Origin of the sequence: Aeromonas sp. 2HA2, assembly GCF_029237345.1 — a bacterium.
Classification (GTDB): domain Bacteria; phylum Pseudomonadota; class Gammaproteobacteria; order Enterobacterales; family Aeromonadaceae; genus Aeromonas; species Aeromonas salmonicida.
This window is the reverse complement of record NZ_JAACGB010000004.1, coordinates 104740-125306: the sequence shown is the minus strand read 5'-3', so window position 1 is coordinate 125306 and position 20567 is coordinate 104740. Positions and strand designations below refer to the sequence as shown.

Annotated in this window: 17 protein-coding genes and 1 tRNA gene; 8 read left to right on the top strand and 10 right to left on the bottom strand. The window is 60.2% G+C overall.

What is annotated here, in order from left to right; all coding sequences use genetic code 11:
• Nucleotide 1: 1 nt before the first annotated feature.
• The 10 genes from selA to GWQ29_RS07990 form a co-directional block, all read right to left on the bottom strand.
• Nucleotides 2-1444, bottom strand: a complete 1443-nt coding sequence (selA, locus tag GWQ29_RS08035) for an L-seryl-tRNA(Sec) selenium transferase (RefSeq protein WP_275919175.1) — start codon at nt 1442-1444, stop codon at nt 2-4.
• 224 nt (nt 1445-1668) lie between these two features.
• A tRNA-OTHER gene (locus GWQ29_RS08030) sits at nt 1669-1760 on the bottom strand.
• Between the two features lie 200 nt (nt 1761-1960).
• Nucleotides 1961-2452 carry a hydrogenase maturation peptidase HycI gene (hycI, locus tag GWQ29_RS08025; RefSeq protein ID WP_275919174.1) on the bottom strand — a complete coding sequence of 164 codons (492 nt, stop codon included), beginning with the start codon at nt 2450-2452 and terminating at the stop codon, nt 1961-1963.
• Complete coding sequence (locus GWQ29_RS08020) at nt 2452-2865, bottom strand: formate hydrogenlyase maturation HycH family protein (protein ID WP_275919173.1); 414 nt, start codon at nt 2863-2865, stop codon at nt 2452-2454. Before GWQ29_RS08020 ends, hycI begins: the two co-directional genes overlap by 1 nt.
• Complete coding sequence (locus GWQ29_RS08015) at nt 2858-3673, bottom strand: NADH-quinone oxidoreductase subunit B family protein (protein WP_021140364.1); 816 nt, start codon at nt 3671-3673, stop codon at nt 2858-2860. Before GWQ29_RS08015 ends, GWQ29_RS08020 begins: the two co-directional genes overlap by 8 nt.
• On the bottom strand, nt 3673-4230 hold the full coding sequence (locus GWQ29_RS08010; RefSeq protein WP_275919172.1) for a formate hydrogenlyase complex iron-sulfur subunit: 558 nt from the start codon (nt 4228-4230) through the stop codon (nt 3673-3675). The genes GWQ29_RS08015 and GWQ29_RS08010 overlap by 1 nt, the downstream gene beginning before the upstream one ends.
• 9 nt (nt 4231-4239) lie before the next feature.
• Nucleotides 4240-5958, bottom strand: coding sequence for a hydrogenase large subunit (locus GWQ29_RS08005; protein WP_275919171.1), 1719 nt, complete (start codon nt 5956-5958; stop codon nt 4240-4242).
• A 79-nt stretch (nt 5959-6037) separates the two neighbouring features.
• Nucleotides 6038-6991, bottom strand: a complete 954-nt coding sequence (locus GWQ29_RS08000) for an NADH-quinone oxidoreductase subunit H (RefSeq protein ID WP_275919170.1) — start codon at nt 6989-6991, stop codon at nt 6038-6040.
• Nucleotide 6992: 1 nt separating this feature from the next.
• Nucleotides 6993-8876 (bottom strand): hydrogenase 4 subunit B, encoded by a 1884-nt coding sequence (hyfB, locus tag GWQ29_RS07995; protein ID WP_275919169.1) that lies wholly within the window; start codon nt 8874-8876, stop codon nt 6993-6995.
• Nucleotides 8876-9556 carry a 4Fe-4S dicluster domain-containing protein gene (locus GWQ29_RS07990; protein ID WP_275919168.1) on the bottom strand — a complete coding sequence of 227 codons (681 nt, stop codon included), beginning with the start codon at nt 9554-9556 and terminating at the stop codon, nt 8876-8878. The genes hyfB and GWQ29_RS07990 overlap by 1 nt, the downstream gene beginning before the upstream one ends.
• 467 nt (nt 9557-10023) lie before the next feature.
• On the opposite strand from GWQ29_RS07990, the gene GWQ29_RS07985 reads away from it, so the two are divergent.
• The 8 genes from GWQ29_RS07985 to htpG all read left to right on the top strand — a co-directional run bounded on the left by GWQ29_RS07985 (nt 10024) and on the right by htpG (nt 20556).
• Entirely contained in the window at nt 10024-10638 is a 615-nt protein-coding gene (locus tag GWQ29_RS07985; RefSeq protein WP_275919167.1) for a hypothetical protein, read from the top strand.
• A gap of 421 nt (nt 10639-11059) precedes the next feature.
• Nucleotides 11060-11659, top strand: coding sequence for a 4Fe-4S dicluster domain-containing protein (locus tag GWQ29_RS07980; protein ID WP_096119351.1), 600 nt, complete (start codon nt 11060-11062; stop codon nt 11657-11659).
• A gap of 55 nt (nt 11660-11714) precedes the next feature.
• Entirely contained in the window at nt 11715-13859 is a 2145-nt protein-coding gene (gene fdhF / locus GWQ29_RS07975; protein WP_275919166.1) for a formate dehydrogenase subunit alpha, read from the top strand.
• A gap of 82 nt (nt 13860-13941) precedes the next feature.
• A complete protein-coding gene (locus GWQ29_RS07970) occupies nt 13942-14340 on the top strand; it encodes a hypothetical protein (protein ID WP_275919165.1) in 399 nt (132 codons plus the stop codon).
• 358 nt (nt 14341-14698) lie between these two features.
• Nucleotides 14699-16813 (top strand): sigma 54-interacting transcriptional regulator, encoded by a 2115-nt coding sequence (locus tag GWQ29_RS07965; RefSeq protein WP_275919164.1) that lies wholly within the window; start codon nt 14699-14701, stop codon nt 16811-16813.
• 12 nt (nt 16814-16825) lie between these two features.
• Complete coding sequence (fdhD, locus tag GWQ29_RS07960; RefSeq protein ID WP_275919163.1) at nt 16826-17650, top strand: formate dehydrogenase accessory sulfurtransferase FdhD; 825 nt, start codon at nt 16826-16828, stop codon at nt 17648-17650.
• Between the two features lie 195 nt (nt 17651-17845).
• Nucleotides 17846-18448: a recombination mediator RecR gene (gene recR, locus GWQ29_RS07955; protein WP_275919162.1), complete on the top strand. Its 603-nt coding sequence runs from the start codon at nt 17846-17848 to the stop codon at nt 18446-18448.
• Between the two features lie 194 nt (nt 18449-18642).
• A complete protein-coding gene (gene htpG, locus GWQ29_RS07950) occupies nt 18643-20556 on the top strand; it encodes a molecular chaperone HtpG (protein ID WP_096119356.1) in 1914 nt (637 codons plus the stop codon).
• Nucleotides 20557-20567: the final 11 nt, after the last annotated feature.

Below are 20567 nucleotides of genomic sequence, written 5' to 3'. Positions count from 1 at the left end.
ATCAGGGCTCCTCAGTTGCATTTATCGAGGCAGGTAGCAGCTCGTGAAGCTGGGCGATTACAAGCGACATATCAGCTGGCAGCAGAGTCGCCATATTGAGCAGCACCTTCTGCTGGCGCACTGTGGCAATGACCGGCACCGGCAGTTCGCGCAGGGCATCTAGCAACTGCTGGGCCGGACGTGGGTCGGTGCATTCGAGCGCAGGTGCGGGGTAGAACTCGTCCGGCAGGGTACCGCCGCCCACCACCAACTGGGCGGGGACCGGCACAAAGCAGCCGGGCAGGGCGGTCATCAGCTGGGAGGCTCTCGCCTGCATGGCGGCCGGGTTGCTCAAGGTGCGCTGGGCAATGCCCTCGCCGATGGGGGATTTGTTGAGCTTGTGAATGAGCAGGCGTTCCAGCAGGGAGTAGACGATGCGGCTCGGGCGGAAGGTGCGCATCATGGGGTGTTTTTCCAGCCGCTTGATGAGATCGCTGCGGCCGCTGATGATGCCCGATTGCGGGCCGCCCAGCAGTTTGTCACCGGAGTAGCAGACCAGATCCGCCCCCGCCTTGATGTACTGACGCACCGAGGTTTCGTCCGGCGCAAACTCCTCAGTGGTCAATCCCGACCCCTGATCCACCGCCAGCACTACGTGCTCGGGCAGGGCGCGGGCCACCTCGCCAATATCGGGGGATTCGGTAAAGCCGCGAATGGCGAAATTGGATTTGTGCACCATCAGCACCAAGGCGGTCTGATCGGTGATGGCATCGAGGTAATCCTTGGCGGTAGTGATATTGGTGGTGCCCACCTCCACCAGTTTGGCGCAGGAGAGCGCCAGAATATCGGGGATGCGAAAGCCGCCGCCAATCTGGATCTGCTCGCCCCGCGAGACGATCACCTCGCGCCCCTTTGCTATCTCCTGCAGCAGCAAGAAGAGCGAAGCGGCATTGTTGTTGACCACCAGCGAATCCTCCGCCTGGGTGAGGCAGCCGAGCAGGGGGGCGATCAGCCCCTTGCGCCCGCCGCGCTTGCCGGTGGCGAGATCCAGCTCCAGATTGTTGTATCCGGTGTTGAGGTCGCGCACCTCGTCCCATAGCTCGCGACTTAGCGGCGAGCGCCCCAGATTGGTATGCACCAGGGTGCCGGTGGCGTTGATCACCCGGGTCTGACGCTGGCGCAGCAGCAGCTGGCAGCGCTTGGCAATCAGCGCCTCAAGGTGCTCGGGGGCAACCCCGTGCTGGCGAAAATCCTCGCTCTGGCGCAGTTCGCTCAGGACATCGCGCACCGCCTGGGTCACCAGCGGGCGGCTCAGTGCATCGATATAACCGGCGAGAAAAGGTTGCTGCAGCAGCTGTTCCACCTGCGGCAGGCGGCGCTGTGGCAAGGAATTGTTTGCGTTAGGCCGGGGTTCGGCTTGACCGTGCGGATGAGCAAGGGATGGTGCGTGAGACGGGTTTGGCATGGGATTACCAGAGCAGTGCGTGGGTTTGAGATGCACGCAGCTTCGCCGATAGAAGGGCCGAGCTGACGGATTATTCTACGCTGGCAATGTCAGCATGAATTAATGGTTGATTCATGCTGGCAAATTAACGATTGGCCAGGTTGAACACCGATGTCCGGATTATATTGGCAAGCAGTACGCACCTTTATTAAACAAGGTGAATTCGACTATTCACTATATTAAATTGGCGGAAGAGGCAGGAATCGAACCTGCCAAAGCCTTCTCGGCTAACATCGGTTTTGTAGACCGAGGAGGCCACCAGACCCCATCAACTTCCGTAATGGCTGATATTTTGAGCCAGTAAAATCAGACTGGCAATGATTTTTTTTAATATTTTACAGATATTTTGTAAATATGGCGTGATGTTGTTTCATATCAATAAAAGGACAGTTGGCCCGACGTTTTAATACAACGCCAGGCTCTTTTTATATCTCCAGTGTTACGAATAAATAACTTGTTTAACAGCTGATGAAATAACTATCGCTTGGCATTGGTAATATTCCACTGGTCCAGTCTTTCTATTAACAAGCTGGTATCTTTGGCGGCATCAAGATGCTGATAAAGATAATCCATCGCCTCGCTTACCATCTCGGTCATCGGGAAGGAGAACGCCACGATGGCCGGTTGTACCCCGACAAAGATCACCTCGGGGACAAAGGTCTTGAGCTCGTCGATCAGGAAATTGAGCGGCATATTGTGGGTCGAGAAGATAAACATCTCGGCTATGGTTTCGGGAGGGATCACCTGCAGGGTGCCCGCCTTCTCGCCGATCTCGGCGGCATCCACCAGCACCACCCGCTCCGGTTGCAGCTCCCGCACCTTGTAGACCATATTTTCCGGCGCTATGCCGCCATCGATATGGATCCAGCCGGACAAGGGGGCGGCTTGCAGCTTGTCCGCCAGATAAGGGCCGGCACCGTCGTCCCCCATCATGGCATTGCCCACGGTCAACACGAGATTACAGCCCATCAGCGGCTCCTTACCATCAGGTACATATGGGGGTCGTTATAGAGGGCGGTGAGCTGATCCATAAAGGTGTTGGTCCAGCCCAGCTCCTGCTCATCAAGCACATTGTCGGCTTTGCGCAGCCGGTCGAAGGCGCAGGCCAGCATGTGGCAGTGCTCGCGATAGATGGTGATCTCGCCAAAGGTGAGAAACCCCTCCATCTTGCGGCGAGCCTCGCTGCCGGCTGGCAGCTTGGCCACCCAGTCGCGATAACCCGCCAGTGGGCAGACCAGATCGGCGCTCAGGCAGTCGACGATGCCGAGGTGGTGGCCGATGGCGAGGCTGTAGTACATCACCTCCTTGGCTTCCTCGGGCACGTCGAACTGCTCATCCACGAACTTGCGCGAGAGGCGGTAGAAGAAAACCTGGTCAGCCATGCACCGCCTCTCCCTTGCCTGCTGCCCGGTTGAGGCAGGCGTTGGCCAGGTTGTTGACGATCTCCGACAGGCGCGGGTCGTCGTGCTGATCGAGATAGCTCTGGATGCGCAGATCCACATCCTGCTGGGTCGCCCCTTCGAGCAGCGCCATAAACTCGTCGGCGATGATCTGTCCTTGCCGGTAACCGGCCATGCGGCGCGCTTCGCGCTCGATCATCACCCGAATTTCATTGGGGATGCCGGTGTGGCGCAGCTCGACCCGCTCACCCGGTTGCACCTCGTGGCTGGTGGCGGTCAGTTTCTGCTCAAGCAGACCGAGCGCCACGGCAAAGCCGTAGATGGTGGCGGCAGGCGTGGGCGGACAGCCCGGAATATAGACATCCACCGGCACTATCTTGTCGGTGCCACCCCAGACGCAGTAGAGATCGTGGAAGATGCCGCCGTCACAGCCGCAGGCGCCGTAGGCGATGCAGATCTTGGGATCGGGGGCTGCCTCATAGGCGCGCAGGGCAGGGACTCGCATCGCCCGGGTCACAGCGCCGGTAAAGAGCAGTATGTCGGCGTGACGGGGAGATGCGACCACCTTGATGCCGAAGCGCTCGGCATCAAACAGCGGTGTGATGGTGGCGAAGATCTCGATCTCGCAGGCGTTGCAGCCGCCGCAATCGACCCGATAGACATAGGCCGAGCGGCGAATGTCTTTGAGCAGGGTTTTTTTAAGTTTGGTGATCTCGGGATCCTGTGCCAGCGGCACGGCGCGGGTATGGGCATGGCCGACAACCGGTTCTATGCCTTTGATCTTGCTCATCACATCCACTCCTGTTGTGTGGCTATCGGTGTGGCAATCGGTGTGGTCATGGCCGAGTCAGGCTGGCTCAGCATGCTCTGTTTTCGTTTGCAGTTGGGGCAGTGGTGCAGGCGCTCCGGGGTAGTGAGCGGGGTGCCAGCCTGCTTGAGGGTGTCCTCCACCAGCGCCACCAGCTTGCTCGGGGCAAAGTAGGTGCCGCATAGGGTGCAGGGGGCCAGCGCGAAGCGGGCCTCCTCATAGAGATCGGCCTTGTTGGTCACCGCCAGCTCGAACTCGGGGGAGAGGGCAATGGCGCGGGTCGGGCAGACCTCCTCGCAGCGGCCGCAGAAGATGCAGCGGGCCATGGAGATCTCCCAGCGCCGCTCGCCAGTCTCCATATCGACCTCCATCACCAGCGCGTTGGCCGGGCAGGCCTTGGTGCAGGCGGCGCAGGCGATGCACTGATCCGCCTGATATTTGGGTTTGCCGCGAAAATCCCGGTTCACATCAATGGGTGCGAAGGGGTACTTGGCGGTCGGTGTGCCAGCCTTGAGGATGGTCTTGAACAGCTTGATCATGATGACCCCTTACTTGAGCGGAGAGTTTTTGCGGTCGATACCGTAGCGCTCGATCTCCTTGTAGGAGACCACGGTGGACTTGCCCTTCTTGGGGTCGACCAGGGTGACCCGATCGGTACAGGAGTAGCAGGGATCCAGACTGCCGATAATGAGCGGTGCATCGGCGACGGTATTGCCGCGCAGCATGTAGCGCAGGGCGGGCCAGTTGGCGTAGGTGGCGGCGCGGCAGCGCCAGCGGAACAGCTTCTGGTTATCTCCCGTCATGCTCCAGTGGACGTTCTCGCCGCGGGGCGCTTCGGTAAAGCCCAGCGCAAACTTGCCCGGCTGGTAGGTGAAGCCTTCGGTGAGCAGGGGCCCTTCCGGCAGGTGCTCAAGGCCGAACTCAATCATGTCGAGGGAGTCGTAGAGCTCGTGGATGCGCACCAGCACCCGGGACTGCACATCGCAACCCGCCAGGGTCTGGATCTCCATCGGCAGTTCGCGATAGGCGGCAAAGTCGTGCACTCGGCGCACGTCACGCTTGAAGCCGCTGGCCCGCACCATGGGGCCGACGCAGCTGAAATCGCGGGCGATTTGCGGGTCGAGGCGGCCTATCCCCACCAGACGGGAGGTGATGTTGGCGGTGTCGAGCAGCATGGCCACCAGGGGTTTGAGCTCATCACGGAGTTCGCGCACCAGCTGGGCGCCCTTGATGCGATCTTCCTTGAAGATGTCGCGGCGCACCCCGCCAATCAGGTTGAGGCCGTAGGTCTTGCGGGCGCCGGTCAGCAGCTCGGCCAGGGTCATGGATTTCTCCCGCACCCGGAAGAACTGCATAAAGCCGGTGTCGAAACCGGTGAAGTGGCTCGACAGGCCGATGTTGAGGATGTGGCTGTGCAGGCGCTCCACCTCCAGCAGCACGGCGCGGATCATCTTGGCCCGCTCGGGCACCTGGATGCCCATGGCGTTTTCCACCGAGGTGGTGTAAGCGACGCTGTGGGTGAAGCCGCAGATGCCGCAGACCCGGTCGGTCAGAAACGCCACTTCGTTGTAGCCCATCCGGGTTTCCGCCAGTTTTTCCATGCCGCGATGGACATAGAAGAGACGGTAGTCGGCATCGATGATGTCTTCCCCATCGACGAACAGCCGGAAGTGCCCCGGTTCATCCGAGGTGATGTGCAGCGGGCCGACCGGCACGATGCGGTTGGCATCACTGCCGAGCTCGTTGACGAAGGGGTAGGTCTCGGTGTCGGTGGTGGGCATGGGGCGCTGGCGGTAATCCATGGCGTCTTTGCGCAAGGGGTGGATATCCTCGGGCCAGTCATCCGGCAGCACCAGACGGCGCTCGTCCGGCAGGCCGACGGCGCGCAGGCCGTACATGTCGCGGATCTCCCGCTCGCCCCACACAGCCGCTGGTATGGTCGGGGTGATGGAGGGGTACTCCTGCGAGGTGGCTTCGACCAGCACCTTGACCGTGATCCAGCTCTTGGTCTCGCCCTCCATGGAGAAGACGTGGTAGACGGCGAAATGGCCGTTGAGGCTGCGCTCGTCATTGGCAAACGAAACCGAGAGCCAGCCGCCCTGCTTGTGGAAGATCAGGCTGGTGAGGGCCACCAGGCTGGTGGGCTTGACGGTCAGGGTGGCCTGATCGGCGGTCTGCCACTGCTCGTCGATAATGGCGTGGGGCAGTTGCTGTCGCAGTTGCTGGATATAGTCGCAACCGATGCGATCCTGGATGGCGATGGTCATGCAGTTCTCACTTTATGTTCGGGAATGAGCAATCGGAAAAGGTGAAATCGAAAAAAGCAGCTGTGATGGCGGGCATGAGTTATACCCCGACCAGATAGGCGAGCAGCGCCAGCAGGGCCAGCCCCAAGCCATAGCGGGTGAGCTTGTGGGTGCGCACGAACTGGGTGCGGGCCATGGAATTCTCGATAATGCCCGCAAGTCCAAAGGCCACCAGCAGCTTGCAGAGCAGGATCAGGGTTGCCAGCGCCAGTGCGGGCAGGCTCCAGTTCGCCGCCTTGCCGAAGGGGAGGAAGATCACCAAAAAGAGCTGCACCACCACCAGTTGCTTGAGGCCCATGCTGAGCTTGAGCAGGGCGAGGCCAGCACCGGAATACTCGGTGAGCGGCCCCTCTTGCAGCTCCTGTTCGGCTTCGGCGCAGTCAAAGGGCAGTTTGCCCATCTCCACAAACACCGCGAAGGCGCAGGCGGCCCCCGCCAGCAGGGTAGCGATCGGCGCGGCCAGCGGCTGGTTGGCGACATAGCTGCTGATGTTGCCCAGATCCGAGCTGCCCACCATCATCGCCATGATGAAGCAGGCGAGCACCAGAATGGGCTCCACCAAAATCCCTAAGGTCAGCTCGCGGCGGGCACCGATCCCGGCAAACATGCTGCCGCTGTCGAGCCCCGCCAGGGAGAAGAAGAAGCGGAAGATGGCGAACAGGTAGATGTCGGTGATGAGATCCCCGGCGATGGGAAAGGGGGACTCGTGGGTCAGGGTCGGCAGCGCCATCCCTACCAGCAAGAGGGCCGAGATCAGCAGCGCCGGCATCAGGTTGAAGATGATGCCGGCAGGCTCCGGGGTCACCTCCTGGCGGCGCAGTAGCTTCCCGATATCCCGGTAATCCTGCAGCAGGCCCGGCCCCTGACGGGAGTGCATTTTGGCCCGCAGCACCCGGTTGAAACCGGTGGCCAGCGGCGCCAGCGCCAGCAGGGCGATGGCCTGGGTCAGGGCGAGGGCAACCATGCCCCAGCTCGGCATTTCAAGAACAGGCATATCAGACTCCTACAGCCATCAGGATAAAGAGCGCCAGCACCAGGCCGTGCAACAGCCAGCCAGCGGCAGAGGGAGACGCGCTCACCCCGTGCAGGGCGGTGGCCAGATCAAGCTGGGACTGCTTGCGATAGAGCGGGGCACAGAGTTGGCGCAGGGTATGGGTGACACCACCGGAGGTGAGGCTCATGCGCTCCTCATAGGCGTAACCGCAGGCCCACGGCGTGCCAGCGTGACGACGACCGAGCTTGGGCCCCTTGAAGATGGCCACGACCAGCAGCGGGATCAGGAACAGCCCCAGCAGGGTGATGGCAATCACCGGCGGGGAGAGGATCGCCTGTGAGCTGTCGAGCGGCAGCAGGGTTGCGCCAGTGGCCACGCTCATTTGGCCCATGAGCTGAGTAGAGACGATCGCTTGGCCGTAGCCGCTGACAAAGGGGGCAATCCAAGGCGCGCCCAGACCCAGCACCAGACAGACCGCCGCCAGCAGCAGGGTGCCTGCCACCATGGCATTGGGTACTTCGCGGGCCTGACTCGCTTTTTCACTGCGCGGGGCGCCGCAGAAGCAGATGCCATACACCTTGACGAAACACATCACCGCCATGGCGCCGGTCACCGCCAGCATTACTACCGCCAGCGGGGCAACGACAGAGGTGCCGAGTTTGGTCATGGAGAGGAGCGCCTGATAGATAAACCACTCGCTGACAAAGCCGTTGAGGGGCGGCAGCGCCGAGATGGCCATGGCACCGATAAGGAACGCCAGCGCGGTCCAGGGCATCAGCTTGGCGAGGCCACCCATCTTGTCCATGTCACGGGTGTGGAGGCGGAACATCACAGATCCGGTGCCCATAAAGAGCAGGCTCTTGAAGATGGCGTGGTTGAGCAGGTGATAGAGGGCGCCGAGCAACCCCAGCACCACCAGCGCCGGTTGCTGGTTGGCGATGCCGATCATGCCGATCCCCATCCCCATCAGGATGATGCCGATGTTCTCCACCGTGTGGTAGGCGAGCAGCCGCTTGAGATCGTGCTCCGCCAGTGCAAACAGCACCCCGAGCACTGCCGAGCAGGCACCGAAGATCAGCACCATGTAGCCCCACCAGAGCTGGCTGGCGCCGAGAAAGTCGATGCTGACCCGCAAAATGCCGAACAGACCCAGCTTCACCATGACGCCAGACATCAGCGCCGAGATATGGGAGGGGGCGACGGGCTCTGCTACTGGCAGCCAGCCGTGCAGCGGCACGAAACCGGCGCGCAGGCCAAAGCCGCAGAAGCTGAGCAGAAAGACCAGGGATGCCAATGCACCCGCCAGATGGTGCTCACACAGCACGGCGAACTCCAGCGAGCCGCTGTCGCGGCAGAGCAGCCAGAAGGCGACCAGCACCAGCGCCATGCCGATATGGTTCATCACCAGATAGAGGCGGCTCTGCTTGGCGGCCTCCGGGTTGGTCTTGACCAGCCAGTAGGTAGTGAGGGTCACCAGCTCGTAGCAGAGCAAAAAGCCCAATGCGTTGTCGGCCAGCACCATGCCCACCATGGCGAACAGGAAGAGGTTCATTAGCGCGCCAATGGCCACATCCCCCTTGCCCTGATATTCGCGAATATAGGCAAAGGAGTAGAGGGAGACAGCGACGCCCACGAGCGTGATCACCAGCAGCATCAGTGCCGCCAACATATCCAGATGGACCGAGCCCAGCAGCCAGATCTGGCCGTCGATCGGCGCATCCTGGGCCAGCGCCTTGATGGCGGCAACAAAACCGACGAGCGAGCCCAGCAGGGCGAAACCACTATTGAGACGGTTTGCCAGCCAGGGCTGCTTTTGCAGCAGCAGACCGGCGGCAGCGCCCAGCAAAAAGAGCAGGAGCGTGGCCATAACAAGGGGGGACAACATCAGCAGGATCCCTCAGTGATTGAAGCGTCGGGTGAAACAGGCGCAGTCGTGGCGGTCGAGCAAGCAGAGGCCGAGAATGCGGGGGAACCTTGCGGGTGGGCATTGGCCGCTTGCAGACGACGGTCGCGGGCGGCGTTGGCGCAGGCCGTGTCGTTGACCATGCTCAGTGATTGGGAGGGACAGGCACTGACACAGGCGGGGCCTTCGGTGCGAAACTCGCAGAGGTCACATTTGACTGCAATGCTGCGCACCCCCGGCTCCCAGCTCAGCAGATCCTCGCCAAAGCAGCGCAGACCGGCGGAGGTGGAGGGATTGCTGGAGCGGATGGAGCAGGGAATATAGGTGTCGTAGCTGTTGGCCATGGCCACCGGACGGCTGCCACCGCTCTGGATGGCACCGAACGGGCAGGCCACGGCGCAGAGGTTGCAGCCGATGCAGAGGGATTCGTTGAGCTGCACGCAATCGCCGGTCTGGCGAATGGCTTCGACCGGGCACACCTTGATGCAGGGGGCATCGTCACAGTGACGGCACTGAACCGGCATGGTCGCCTGCTCGTGTCGCATAACGGTTAAACGGGGGGCTTGCTGCAAACCTTGCGCCTTGTGAACCGTGCTGCAGGCCGCCATACAGGTGCCACAGCCGATACACAGCTTGGGGTCAGCGATAACGAAGCGGTTCATAGCCTACCTTGTCGTGTCGCGAACGGAGAGAATAGGGGCAGGATAGCAAAATGCGGGCCAAATCTGAGGTGATGCCAGAAATGAGTTTAAGATACTGTTTTTAAATGGATTTAATTTTCATGCCGAGCCGTGGCGAGGACGCGGCACCGTGTCGAATTGTGACATTCGTCACTTGTGACGAAGGGTGGGAGAGGGTTCGTCACCCCGGAAACGCGGTATGAGTAGGGTGCAAAGAACGAAGTGAATTGCACCGCTAATTAAATGCGTAAGAGCAGAGGTGCAATGCGCTGCGCTTATTGCACCCTACAGTACTGGTTAGCTGATCTAGCCTTCAAGGAACCGCTGTATTATGCACTCTTGTGAGTGCTCTCCTCTTGGCCTGCGTGTACTGTGTCACAGTATTCGAGTTGTCGCTTGAAAGCCTTTTTGTTTGCAGATTTGAAATTTTCGGGCATAGGGGGAGAGGTGTGTTCATCGATTTGAGGCGTGTGTTTAAAAAATTATTTAAAGGGACGCATGCGCGAGCATCCCTGCATATGAGAGAAGTATTCAAAGGGAGTGGCTTTACCAGTTTGCCACCCTGTATGTGTGACCAATACCCTGTGCCAATTCCACCTGGCATGACAATTGAGGCTTATGTAGTCCGATTCTTGGTATCAGAGGCGAGCCTGACGCGGTTATTCCAGATCTGCCTGCATGCTGGTTATGTGGTTAATCCAAATCTGAGCACTCAGGTCATGATGAAGAATGCGCAGCATTTGCCCGTCCAAAAAATGATGCTCTTTCTGTACCCCGCATTTGGAGGTGTCATTGTCTCGTTTGCTTGCAATGATCTTGACGTGCTTGCGGCGGTTCAGTGCAGTGCTTTGCAGCTGCCACTGCCAGCAGAGTCATTTCCCTGGTTTGAGCCCGAGAACGTGGGGTCACTACAGGGGGATGTGGAGTATTGGTGGGATTATCTGTGGTTGCCCTTCTGGGTTTCACTAAGTCTGCAAGAACAGGCTGATCTTGCGCTGGAGCTAGAGTGGCGTGAGTTTATGGAGAGTCATCATACACCTGATGATCCCGTGGTTGCGGGTTAACATCCTTCCTCTCCCTGTTCTGGTTTATCAAGGCCAGCATTCCTGCCGCGCTGACCTTATCCTTTTTGGCCCTACATCGTAACCGCGTGTTTGTGAACGCTTGCCAGAGGTTTTCGACGTTCGATCTGGCGTGCCTGTCAGCCGATGTCGAGCTCGTCACTTTTGTCATGTCGATCACAGTGATGGCCTGCTGTCGTCATCGTCACCGGCCTGAAAACCTTCGTCTACGATTCTGATTACCCCTTTTTTTTCAGTTGCTTGCCAACTTCATTTCGCTCATTTCCTTTTCTGGTCTGATAAATGCTTTGTGGGTGAGCCGGCTGCGTCGTCGGTGTTCGAGTGTGCGCCCCTTGGGCGATGACACTTGGGCACGCAGGGCGATGCCAGTGCGGCAGTAACGAACCATTTAGGATCCCTCTCTATGAACAGCTTCGTGATTGCAGATCCCAGTCTCTGTATTGGGTGTCGTACCTGTGAGGTGGCGTGCGCCGTGTCACACCAGTCAGGCTCCTGTACGGGAACCCTTGAGCGGGGAGGCGGCCTGCATCTTGCCATTGAGGATGGACATCTGGTCTCCAGGGATAGCTATTTCCAGCCGCGCCTGAAGGTGATTGTGGGCAGCAAGGTGACCACGCCCGTGCTCTGCCGCCAGTGTGAAGACAAGCCATGCGCTGTGGCCTGCCCCAACAATGCCATTGTCAGCGAGGATGGTTGCGTCAAGGTGCTGCAGGCGCGCTGCATCGGCTGCAAATCCTGCGTGGTGGCCTGTCCTTACGGTGCCATGGCGGTGGTGGTGAAAGAGGAGGCCCCCGCTGCCGATGCGCTGTTCAAGCGCCCGCAGACCAAGGCGCAAGCCTTGAAGTGCGATCTTTGCCGTCATCGCGAGGCGGGCCCGGCCTGCGTCGAGGTGTGCCCCACCCAGGCACTGCGTCTGGTGACCCCCGAGATCCTGGAGACGCTAAGCCGGCAGAAACAGCTGGCCAGTGTCGAGGCGATGGCGTCCTGTTTGCCCGGAGCGTGAGGCCCACCCATTGGTGGTGCCCTTCGTTTATCGTAAACAAACAAGAGTGTGAGTCATGAAAAAAGTCATTACCGTCTGCCCTTATTGCGGCACCGGTTGCAAGATCAACCTGCTGGTTGAAAACGACAAGGTGGTGGGCGCCGAAGGCGCCAACGGCCGAACCAACGAGGGGCAGCTGTGCCTCAAGGGGTTCTACGGTTGGGATTTTCTCAACGACACCAATCTGCTGACCCCCCGTCTCAAGAGCCCCATGATCCGCCGCGAGCGCGGTGGCAAGCTCGAATCCGTCTCCTGGGATGAGGCTATCGCCTATGCCAGCAGCCGTTTGGCGGCCATCAAGGCCAAGTATGGTGCCGACGCCATCATGACCACCGGCTCTGCCCGGGGGCCGGGCAACGAAGCCAACTATGTGATGCAAAAATTTGCCCGCGCAGTGCTGGGGACGAACAACGTCGACCACTGCGCGAGGGTGTGTCACGCACCCTCAGTCTCCGGTCTGGAGACAACTGTAGGCAACGGCGCCATGAGCAACGCCATTCCCGAAATTCAAGATGCCAAGTGCCTGCTGGTGTTTGGTTACAACGCTGCCGATTCTCACCCCATAGTGGCGCGCCATATCCTCAAGGCGAAAGCCAGGGGCGCCAAGCTGATCGTCTGTGATCCCCGCATGGTGGAAACCGCCCGTATCGCCGATCAGTGGCTGCCGCTCAACAACGGTTCCAACATGGCGCTGGTCAATGCCTTTGCCAATGTGCTGATCACGGAGGGGCTCTACGACAAGGAGTATGTCGCCAACTACACCGAAGGGTTCGAGACCTTCAAGGCCACGGTAGCCAGGTACACCCCGGAATACGTGGAGGGGATCACCGGCCTCAAAGCCGCGGATATCCGCGCCGCCATGCGCACCTATGCCGAGTCACCCGCTTCCATGATCCTGTGGGGCATGGGGGTGACCCAGTACGGTCAGGCGGTGGACGTGGTGAAAGGGTTGGCGAGTCTGGCGCTGCTGACCGGCAACTTCGGTCGCCGCGGCACCGGCTGCGGCCCGGTGCGCGGGCAGAACAACGTGCAAGGCACCTGCGACATGGGGATGCTGCCGCACCAGTTCCCGGGCTATCAGTCCGTGAGCGACCCCGCCATCAGCGCCAAGTTTGCCAAGGCGTGGGGCGTGCCGTCCCTTTCCCAACAGCCCGGTTATCGTCTGACCGAACTCAGTCACAAGGTGGAGGAGGGCAAGTGCAAGGCCTTCTACATCTTCGGTGAAGATCCGGCCCAGACTGAAGCCGATCTGGCCCAGTTCAGGCGCACCCTGGGCGGCATGGAGCTGGTGATAGTGCAGGATATCTTCATGACCCAGACTGCCGAGATGGCGGACGTCATTCTGCCCGCCACCAGCTGGGGCGAGCACGAGGGGGTCTACAGCTCGGCGGATCGCGGCTTCCAGCGCTTCTACAAGGCGGTGACACCGCCCGAGAACGTGAAACCTGACTGGGCGATTTTCTCGCTGATGGCCACCGCCATGGGGTACCCCATGGAGTACCACAACACCGAAGAGATCTGGGACGAGATGCGAGCACTCTGCCCCCTCTATACCGGGGTCAGCTACGACAAGATGGCGGATCTCAAGAGCGTGCAGTGGCCCTGTCCGACCGAGGATCACCCGGGCACCAGCACCTTGTTCGAGGGGAATGTGTTTACAACCCCGAGCGGCAAGGGTCAGCTGATTGCCTCCGAGTGGCGTGCACCGCTGGAGCAGCCCTGCGCCGAATATCCGCTGGTGCTCTCCACAGTGCGGGAGGTGGGGCACTACTCCTGCCGCTCCATGACAGGCAACTGCTCGGCGCTGCAGACCCTGGCCGATGAGCCCGGCTATGTGCAGATCCACCCGAGCGATGCCAAAAAACTCGGGGTGAAGGATCAGGCGCTGGTCTGGATCTCGTCCCGGCGCGGCAAGGTGATCACCCGGGCCAACTACAACGAGCGGGTCAACGCCGGTGTGGTCTACATGACCTACCAGTGGTGGATCGGGGCGTGCAACGAGCTGACCATAGAGCACCTTGATCCCGTCTCCTACACCCCCGAGTACAAGTACTGCGCGGTGAAGATTGAGCGTATTGAGGATCAGCCCGAGGCGGAAGTGTACGTCCAGACTGAATACAGCGCGCTCAAGGCGAAATTGCGCAGCGCCGCCAAGGGGTAATCGTCGTTAAATAAAGTGGATCCAGGCTCTGTTCACAGGGCCCGGATCCCTTCATCCTTTTTTCAGCTGGCAGGTGTCCTTCATGAAAAATGAATTAACTCTCTCATTCGGGATCTTTTATGTTTCCGCTTATTTTCTGGTGATGTTATTGGGGCTGGTCTGCTTCTGGTGGCACGATGAGTTGATATTTCTGCTGGGGTTCGGTTTCTTCGGCTGTTTTATCGCCGCGCGCATCGCCATGGGCGCCGTGCTGGCGGCACTGAGCGTGCAGATGGCCTGGTTGATTGCCTTTCTCTCCACCACCCTGGTCAACTGCCTGCTGATGTGTCTGATGACGCTGACCATCTACCTGACCCATCAGGCCGTCTCGGCAGAAATAGCTGACAATATCAGTGGGTTATTGATGGCTTTTCAACTGCTATCGGCCGGCTTCATCCTGGGGGGCCTCAAGCTCTACAACTACCAGATCATCTCATCTTGACCCTGGCAGCATGGGGGCTGTTTGGTCACGATATGCAGCGAACGGTACCGATAGTGCGGCTTTGGTAGCGCTGTGGCGATAATGATGTTTCGATAGTGGCGCAATATTGACTATCGATTTTTACATATTTCAAGGTGGTGAGTGGATATAGGTCAAGGCTGGCTTGGTTGTAATGCCAGTGGCACTACTTTATTATGCGTCAGCCAGTGCGGCGCTATTTCAAAGCATGTTAGTTTTTATAATTAAGCGTTAAGTTTTTAAAAATTAATTATAACATCTGACGAATATGGCTGACGCTGTGCTTACCGTCGTGGCTGACTGCAATTTTTTGCCCATACAGATGTAACGTGAGGCCAGAATGCTGAATGTGAGTGCCATTCCGTTAACCGACATCTCCCCCATCTGGGATGACGGCTTTCTCTCCCTCTCCAAGAACCTGCTCTCCGCCGTCACCCTGGATGATTTCATCAAGAAGCTGAACCGGATTGATGCCTGCTTCGCCGGGGTGACCCGGGTCAACCTGATCCTCAATCTGGGGGCGGGGGAGCAGGCCCTCTTCTACTTCATGGGAGAGAGGGGCCCACAGCACCTGATCTGCGCCAAGGCCGATCTCTATTTCTCCAGGGAGCAGGCCATAGTGCTGCCCGTGGCCCGCTTTCACAACCGCTGCGAGTGGCTGGCGGCGGCCGGGGTGTATGAGGGGTTGCACTCTTACTGCCAGCTGCCCATCACCACGGCCCGCAGCCATCTGGGCGGGGTGGAGTTCATCAGCCCGGCGGTCAATGCCTTTCCGATGGAGACCCTGGCCAAGCTGACCCAGCTGGCGGCCATCGTCGCCATCGCGCTCGAAAACGTGCTCGACAAGGAGCGCACCCTGGAGCAGGCCAACTCCCTGCGTCTGGAGCGCGACAGCTGCAAGATCCTGGTGGATGTCACCAATGCGGTGATTAAACTGGTGCGCATCGCCGAGCTGCCGAGGAGCCTCTTCTCCATACTGCAGCACCACTTCGCCATCAGCAGCCTGTGTCTGGCGGAGTACAACGCCACCTCCGACAGCTTCAAAAGCTATCTGGTCAATCAGCAGCAGAGCGATCAGCCCGGCATCATCAACCACTCCTGTTTCGAGAAGAACTGTCTGCAGGGGGCGCTCGGCCATAGCGAGCCCTTCTTCCTCTATCGGGAGCTGGGCCACGGTTGCGATTCGAGCTGCCGCTTCAGCACCCAGATACTGCCGGCCGATGCGGACAGCTCCTGCATACTGCCGCTGCGCTATCGGGGCAACCTGCTGGGGGTATTGATCCTCTCCCACCCGGATGCCGATTTCTTTGCCGACATCGACATCTCCCTGCTGGAGCAGGTGGCGGCCCGCACCGCCATTGCCATGAACAACGTGCAGGCGCAGCAGGAGATCTCCAATACCAACGGTGCCCGCGAGAAGACGATCCGGGTGGCGGAGCTCGAGCCCAACGCCGATTTTTCCAGCATCATCTATCAAAGCGCCGCCATGGAGAGCGTGCTGGAGAAGGTGAAACTGGTGGCCCAGAGCGATTGCTCCGTGCTGATCCTGGGGGAAACCGGCACCGGCAAGGAGCTGATCGCCCAGGCCATCCATCGGCTGAGCGATCGCCGCGAACAGGAGATGGTGAAGGTGAACTGCGCCGCCATTCCCACCGGCCTCATCGAGAGCGATCTGTTCGGCCACGAGAAGGGGGCCTTTACCGGCGCCCTGGCCCAGCGCATCGGTCGCTTCGAGCGGGCCCACAAGGGCACATTGTTTCTGGACGAGGTGGGAGACATGCCGCTGGACTTGCAGCCCAAGCTCTTGCGGGTATTGCAGGAACACGAGCTGGAGCGGGTCGGCAACAGCAATCCCATCGCCATCGACGTGCGGCTGGTGGCGGCCACCAACTGCGATCTGCTCTCCATGGTCAAGAACAAGCGCTTTCGCAGCGATCTCTACTACCGGCTCAACGTCTTTCCCATTGAGTTGCCGCCCCTGCGCGAGCGGCGTGAAGACATACCGCTGCTGGTCAACTTCTTCATCAAGAAGATCGCCAAGCGGATGCGCCGCAACATCACCTCTATCCCGGCCGATGCCATGAAGATGCTGGTGTCGCTCCCCTGGTACGGCAATATCCGCGAGCTGGAAAACATCATAGAGCGCGCCGTGGTAATGACTCGGGGCCATGTGCTCAACCTCTCCCCGGATGAACTGATGCCGCTCAAGGGCTTTCACAAGATTGAGACCCTGGTCTATGACGAGCCCGAGCAGGCCTTGTTCAAGGGCGGCAACGGCCAGAGTGACGGGAAGGAGGACGAGCGCCAGACCATCATAGACACCTTGCGCGAATGCAACGGCATAGTCGCGGGGGAGCGGGGCGCCGCCAACCGGCTCGGCATGAAACGCACCACCCTGCTGTCGAAGATGAAACGGCTCGGTATCTCGGCGAAAGCCCCCCAGACCCTCAACTAAGGGGCACCACAGATGTTGCTCGAACTCGATAGCGATACCCCGCAGGCGCTTAGCGCCCACCGGGAGGTGGTCCATTACCAGCGCGACGGCGTCACCACGGACAGCGCCATGCAGCTGCCTTGTGAAACCCCGGTGGCGCTGGTCTACAACGGCATAGCCCACAGCGTCATGATGTGTTCGGCCGCCGATCTGGAGGACTTTGCCATCGGCTTTTCGCTCTCAGAGGGGATCATCGACGGCCTGCAGGACATCCACGATATCGAGCAAGTTGACGGCTGTCAGGGGATTGAGCTGCATATCACCTTGGCCAATCGCTGCGTTCATCGTCTCAAAGAGAAGCGGCGCACACTGGCCGGGCGCACGGGGTGCGGCATCTGTGGCAGCGAGAGCCTGGAGCAGGTGGTGCGCACCCTGCCGCAACTGCCGGACAGCCAGCGCTTCGAGGTGACCCTGATCGATAAGGTACTGGCGGCGCTGCGGCCCTTGCAGTTGCTGGGGCAGAGCACGGGCGCCACCCATGCCGCCGTCCATGTGGACGGGGAGGGCAATATTCTCGCGATTCGCGAGGACGTGGGGCGCCACATAGCGCTCGACAAGCTGGTGGGGCACCTGCAGCGCACCGGTCGGCGTGACGGCGCCATCCTGGTGACCAGCCGCGCCAGCTTCGAGATGGTGCAAAAGTGCGCCAGTGCTGGCGTGGAGATCCTGCTCGCCATCTCGGCCGCCACCGAACTTGCGGTCGAGCGGGCGGAGCAGACCGGGCTCACCCTGGTGGGCTTTTGCCGCCCGGGCCGCGCCGAGATCTACAGCGGTCGTCAGCGCATCGGGCTGGGGTAGTGCAGCCATGGATGCCGGGTTATCCGATCGGTGGTTTGCGAGGGCCGGCAGGCACAAGGCCATTGGCGGACGGGGGGCGGCTCGGGTATAGTCCTGCGCCAACAAGATTGGTTCGGCCGGGCGAAGCGCAACCCGCACCCGTAAGGGTGCCTGAGGTGGCCGCCCGCCGACACAGCGTCAAAGGATACTTAGCCCATGAAATTCAGCCCCCTGCTGGATGAGATGATGAAAGCCCTGCAGGTGCTGCCGGGTGTCGGCCCCAAGTCGGCCCAGCGCATGGCCTTTACCCTGCTCGAGCGCGAGCGCAGCGGCGGCTTGCGTCTGGCCCAGCTGCTCAATCGGGCGCTGACCGAGATAGGCCACTGCAGCCACTGCCGCACCTTCACCGAGAATGCGCTTTGCGAGATCTGCGCCAATCCCAAGCGCGAAGAGAGCGGCTTGCTGTGTGTGGTGGAGAGCCCGGCGGATGTGGCTGCCATCGAGCACACGGGCCAGTTCTCCGGCCGTTACTTCGTGCTGATGGGGCACCTGTCCCCCCTCGATGGCATCGGCCCCGAGGAGCTGGGGCTGGAGATCCTGGAGCGGCGTCTGAAGGCGGAGTCCATCAGCGAGCTGATCCTGGCCACCAACCCCACCATCGAAGGGGATGCCACCGCCTGGTATATCGCCGACATGGCCTGCACTGCCGGCGTCAAGGTGAGCAGGATTGCCCACGGCGTGCCGGTAGGGGGCGAACTGGAGCTGGTGGATGGCACCACGCTTTCTCATTCCTTGATGGGGCGTCAGCCCCTGAACTGATCCCGCGTCAGGCTCACTGTTTCTCAAACCCGCTTCGGCGGGTTTTTGTTTGGCGGCTGTGCGGCACATCGTGGGCGTTGGCGTAAAAATCGCCATTCGCACTGCCAAGATATTTTTCCCCCTTGAAATGGGGATCCACGGCCCCATCTTGTATCAGGAATATGTTCAACCCGAATCGCCTGAGGATAGTGTCGATGACCCAAAGCGTTCATGCCGAAACCCACGGGTTTCAGACTGAAGTCAAACAACTGCTGAGCCTGATGGCCCACAGCCTCTACTCCAACAAAGAAGTGTTCCTGCGCGAGCTGATCTCCAACGCCTCCGATGCGGCGGACAAGCTGCGTTTCAAGGCGCTTTCCGATGCCTCTTTGTTTGAAAACGACGGCCAGTTGCGCGTTCGCCTGGTGGTTGATAAAGAAAATCGGACCCTGACCATCTCTGATAACGGTATCGGTATGACCCGTGATCAGGTGATCGAGCATCTGGGCACCATCGCCAAGTCCGGCACCGCCGAGTTCTTCAAGAACTTGTCCGGTGATCAGGGCCGCGATTCCCAGCTGATCGGTCAGTTTGGTGTGGGCTTCTATTCCGCCTTCATCGTCGCCGACAAGGTGACAGTGGTCTCCCGCGCCGCCGGTACTGCTCCAGAGCAGGGCGTACAGTGGGAATCGGAAGGGGAAGGCTCCTTCACCGTGGCCGATGTGACCAAGGAAGGCCGTGGTACTGACGTCATCCTGCACCTGCGTGCCGAAGAGGAAGAGTTCCTCGACGACTGGCGTCTGCGCGCCGTGGTTGCCAAGTATTCCGACCACATCAGCGTGCCGGTGGAGATGTTCAAAGAGGGCACCCCGGATCGCGAAGAAGATGGCGAGACCGTCGTCGGCACGCCGGGCGAGTGGGAGCAGGTCAACCGCGCGACTGCACTCTGGACCCGCAATCCGAAAGAGATCAAGGACGAGGAGTATCAGGAGTTCTACAAGCACGTTGCTCACGATTTCGAAGATCCGCTCTTGTGGGGTCACAACCGGGTGGAAGGGGCGCAGGAGTACACCAGTCTGCTCTACGTGCCGGCCCGTGCACCGTTCGACCTCTACAACCGCGAGCAGAAGCACGGCCTGAAGCTTTACGTGCAGCGCGTCTTCATCATGGATGACGCCGAGCAGTTTATGCCGACCTACCTGCGCTTCGTCAAAGGGGTGCTGGACTCCAACGATCTGCCCCTCAACGTCAGCCGTGAAATTCTGCAAGACAACAAGGTGACCGTCTCCCTGCGCAAGGCCTGCTCCAAGCGGGTGCTGACCATGCTGGCCAAACTGGCCAAGGATGACAGCGAGAAGTACGCCAAGTTCTGGAGCGAATTCGGCAATGTCTTGAAAGAAGGCCCGGCCGAGGATTACGCCAACCGCGAAGAGATCGCGAAGCTCTTGCGCTTTGCCAGCACGGCGGGCGAGGGCGAAGCCCAGACCGTCTCTCTCGAGGATTATGTTGGCCGCATGAAGGAAGGCCAGCAGAAGATTTACTACATCACCGCCGACAGCTTCGCCGCTGCCAAGAACAGCCCGCACCTCGAGATCTTCCGCAAGAAGGGCGTCGAAGTGCTGCTGATGTGGGAGCGTGTGGACGAGTGGCTGATGAGCCACCTGACCGAGTTCGATGGCAAGCAGCTGGTCTCCGTCACCCGTGGCGAGCTGGATCTCGGCGATCTGGAAGATGAAGCGTCCAAGCAGGCGCAGGAAGAGGCCGAGAAGGCCAACGCCGGTCTGGTGGAGCGGGTCAAGACCAGCCTGGGTGAAGCGGTGAAAGAGGTACGTGTCACCCACCGTCTGACCGATTCACCGTCTTGCATCGTCACCGATAACCACGGCATGAGCACCCAGATGATCAAGCTGATGCGTGCCGCCGGCCAGCCGGTACCGGAGCAGAAGTACATTCTGGAGCTGAACCCGGAGCACGCTCTGGTGAAGAAACTCGACACCATCGAAGACGAGGCGCTGTTTGGCGAGTGGGTCACCCTGCTGCACGAACAGGCCCAGTTGGCAGAGCAGGGCGGTCTGAATGATCCGGCGAGCTTCGTCTCCCGTATCAACCGTCTGCTACTCCAGGCATGATGTTTCGGCCC